This is a genomic window from Nostoc sp. (genome assembly GCF_041747015.1).
GTDB lineage: Bacteria > Cyanobacteriota > Cyanobacteriia > Cyanobacteriales > Nostocaceae > Nostoc.
This window is the reverse complement of sequence record NZ_JBGTFY010000217.1, coordinates 1-3,840: the sequence shown is the minus strand read 5'-3', so window position 1 is coordinate 3,840 and position 3,840 is coordinate 1. Positions and strand designations below refer to the sequence as shown.

The following is a 3,840-nucleotide window of genomic DNA, read 5'->3' as shown; positions in this document are numbered from 1 at the left end:
CGCAGTTTGGGCTTCTACAATTGGTTTTACTTCCTGAATTGGCGGTTTTAGTTTCTCTGAGTTATCACTTGCTTGAACTGAAATAGACTCATCCTGCCATCCATTATTGTTGGATAGTTGGTCTTGAAGAGTACGTGGTGGGTCACCAGTTCCAATGATCACAAAACTACTTGCCGCTATGCCTGAACGTCCTTGGCAAACTGATACAATTTCTGGAGTCTCTGAAATTCCTTCTAGCTGTACTTTATTGAAATTAAAATTAGTGAACCGAGCATCAACTTGAATTGTGCCATCAATTCCTAACTGCGAACTCGCTTCCAATCGGCTGTTAGGTGAAACGAAGAATGCCATAGCATTTATATCTATATTTCCGCCTCGTCCCTTAAAAGCGTTGGCTGTAATACTGCTATTTTTTATTGCAACTAGGATATCTGTGTTGATAGTGATATTGCCACCATCGCCATCTGTACCAAGTTGTCCAGCAGTTGCAGAGATAGTGCCATTGTTTAATTGAAGAATGTTTGACTGAACTGCAATATTCCCTCCTTCTCCGATCGCAGTGGTGGCACTGATTCCTCCGTTATTGGTAATATTGATTCCATTGGCGTTAACTTGAATACTCCCGGCGTTGCCAAGACCGTCATTGCGGACACTAATCAGGGCGTTGCCAGTAATATTCAAAAGAGGAGTATTAATAGCTATATTTCCTGAGTTACCAGAAGGAATGGGAGGAAGTCCGAATAAATTCCGTATGATTTGAGACTCGATATTAGCTGATGAAATTACTAAGCTAGGATTTGGAGAACTAGGCACACCTTTTATATCTATGGAATTTGAAGCATTTATAGTAACACTTCCACTATCACCACTTGCTAAGGTAGAAGAATCAATCCTGCCCCCGTCTCGAACTATTAATCTTGATGTATTGACTGTTAAATTACCTGCGTTACCAGCATTCAAAGTTGTAGCAGATAAAATACTTGGTTGAAAGGTAATTGGTGCATATCCCTCGACTATTACAGAGTCAGTTGCATTTATCGTTACGTCTCCTCCTCTACCAGTTCCTAATGTTGAAGATCCTATTGCACCACCACCTGTAGCGATAAGTCCTTGCGTTGATACCGCAATGTTGCCAGCATTTCCAGAACCAAATGTTCCAGCAGTAATAAGACTAAAAACACCGGAATTGAGAGGTGAAACTCCGACTAAATTTACAGAGTCAGTTGCATTTATAATTATATTGCCACTGTTGGCAGGACTAAATGTCAAAGAATTTATTTGCCCTCCATCCCGAAGAATTAATCTTGTAGTTGATATTTTTATGTCTCCAGATTTGCCGATTCCTATAGTTTCATTCCGTAAACTACCGGCAATTTTAGCAACTGGATCAGTGCCACTTATGTCTAAGGAGTCGGAAGCATTTACTTGTAACGTTCCTCCTGGCAATAATCCTTGATTTTGAATTAAAATTACGGAACCGTCAGTAAGTGTAATCTTTTGTCCTTGTACCTGGATAGAACCGCTACTAACGCCACTAGCATTAACTAAAGCACGTTTTGATAGTTGAATATCCTGAAAAGAAGCTGTATTTTCGTAGGATAAATTCCAGCCAGAGGATGTTTGTATTAGGTTGACTAAACTATTCTTTCCCACACTACCTAGTTCAACCCTTCCACTTTCGGCTGTTATAATGCCGCCATTTAAAATCACATTTCCCCCAACTAATGCTATTGTGTTTGTTGGCTGAACTCGTAAACCTCTAGAGGCATTTTGTCCGACTGCTGGGGAGAATCGTGAACCAATTACGCTATGTCCTATCCCTTCAACACGGATTGCTTCAGAGTTATTCCCAAATTGCAGTCCAACTGGTGTGCTTATAGTCAGGAGCGGTGTAGTTTGGGAGTCTCTATACGTGAATTGAAAGCCATCAGCAAACCTGATACTGTTTGCTGTACTGCTAATAAAAGAACCACCAATATTTAACTGGGCATTTTGACCAAAAACAATTCCATTAGGATTGATTAAAAATAAATTTGCTGAACCATTAGCACGAATTAATCCATCAATACTAGAAGCTGAATTGCTAGTGACTCTGCCTATAATATTTTCAATACCAATTGAATTATTAAAATAAGCTGTACTTCCGGTAGGGATAGAAAATTCTTTAAAACTATGAAATAAATTACCGCCTACTGTTGTTCCTTTTTCTATAATTCTAGTATTATTTTCTAACTTTATACTTGTGTTGTTAGGCAATGTGCTATCTGGAATAATCTGAGATCGAGATGGAGCATTGGTCAGCAGATTATAGACCAAAACAGTAGCAGAAATTATTAGTAAATTATTATAATAGAATCCCATACTAAAATAACCTTTTTAAATTAAAATAAATCCAATTTGGTTTTTAAAAACAAATAATTATGGCTCGTATTTCATAAACATTACAAAACCCTTTAGCAATCTCTTTCTTACTTGAGATAGAAAAAACTTAGATTTAAGTGACGGCGGTAAATCCTCGTAATTAACATTTACAAAACATCTTTTTGTGTAAAAATTTATTAATTCCTTTTTTACGCATTTTAAATAAAGAGGCTGAGTAGCTTGAGTAGATAAATGCTCTGCTAAAAAAGTTCCTAGCCCCTGATTTCGGCAGTCTGGGACGACATATAAACTACCTAATTCTTGTGCAAAAGAAAAATTTCGTAGTTGTCCAAATGCCACTAAGCGACCATCATATTCAATTATCCAAAACTGTTGCAACTTGAGTTGGGTTGCATCAAGTCTGGCTTTAACCATGAATAATAGAATCAACCAAATATCAAAAGGTTTAGCTTTTCTAAGAACATATTCATGTGGCAATGAAAAATTAATCTGTGTCATTTTCTCGTTTATTCAACTATTGATGATTAAAAACTATATAAATTACACACAAAGGTTTTTTGCATTGTATACCGTCTTGTCAGTTAAATCAATTGCTTATCTATTTTTGGAAGTTATGTATCTTCCAAGTTTCATCGCAGTCTCCAAGATGATGCCAGTAAAAATTGTTCCAGTTTTGAAGCTCTGTATTTATTATTACTGAGTTAATTGTATTAAGCGAATAGCCAAATTAAGTAATTATACTAACCTAGTAGAATAAAAATACAGAGCAAAGGGAAAATAATACTTTTTATTATCAAAATTTGAAACTTGCTAATCCCATACCAAAAGTTATCAACTATTCGCACATTATCAATGCATATAGCTGTTATTAAGCTGTTACCAAATAATTTTCAACAGTTTATAAAAACTTGATTCCAGTCTGTTCTTGTACAATTTCAAAGGTTATGCCAATATTCCACCTACATTATGAGTGATAAATCTCATCAAAAGGTTGCATTTTCCTGGTTAAATCTGAGTCTATTAGTGTTACTCAGCAGTACAATTTCTAAACCTCTCTACGCCCAGGTTGTAGATATTGCACAACAACCAAATCTGCCGTCACCGCAAGATGTGCAACCACCCTTGCCTTACCCACTGCCCTCACCACACCTACCACAACCTCTGACCCCACCAAGTGAACTGTTAGAACCGTCCTCCCCAGATTCCCCATCATCAAAACCTTTCCCTAGCCAGATTCCTGAAACTTTTACTGTAAAACGGTTTGAAGTTTTTGGCAGCACAGTTTTTAGTCCCCAAGAGTTAGCCCAAACGCTTGCGGAATTTATCAATCGACCGATATCAATCGTTGAACTATATCAAGCCCGCGCCAAAATCACTGATCTATACGTCAATAATGGTTACATTACTTCTGGTGCTTACATTCCACCTCAAAAAATTCAGTCCGGTGTTGCCAAAATT

At 37.1% G+C, this 3,840-nt stretch carries 3 protein-coding genes; 1 reads left to right on the top strand and 2 read right to left on the bottom strand.

Annotation, left to right across the window (positions count from 1 at the left end; translation table 11 throughout):
• Nucleotides 1-2,361, bottom strand: a 2,361-nt coding sequence (locus tag ACEW80_RS17705) for a filamentous hemagglutinin N-terminal domain-containing protein (protein ID WP_373527852.1), incomplete at its 3' end; no start/stop codon positions are given.
• Between the two features lie 57 nt (nt 2,362-2,418).
• Nucleotides 2,419-2,880 carry a GNAT family N-acetyltransferase gene (locus ACEW80_RS17700; RefSeq protein ID WP_373527851.1) on the bottom strand — a complete coding sequence of 154 codons (462 nt, stop codon included), beginning with the start codon at nt 2,878-2,880 and terminating at the stop codon, nt 2,419-2,421.
• Nucleotides 2,881-3,348: 468 nt separating this feature from the next.
• Between ACEW80_RS17700 and ACEW80_RS17695 the strand changes: the two genes are divergently transcribed.
• Nucleotides 3,349-3,840: POTRA domain-containing protein (locus ACEW80_RS17695; RefSeq protein WP_373527850.1), on the top strand; the 492-nt coding region annotated here is incomplete at its 3' end.

Excerpts from the sequence above, each read along its gene's own strand:
- ACEW80_RS17700 (WP_373527851.1), bottom strand. The coding sequence starts at position 2,880 with ATGACACAGATTAATTTTTCATTGCCACATGAATATGTTCTTAGAAAA.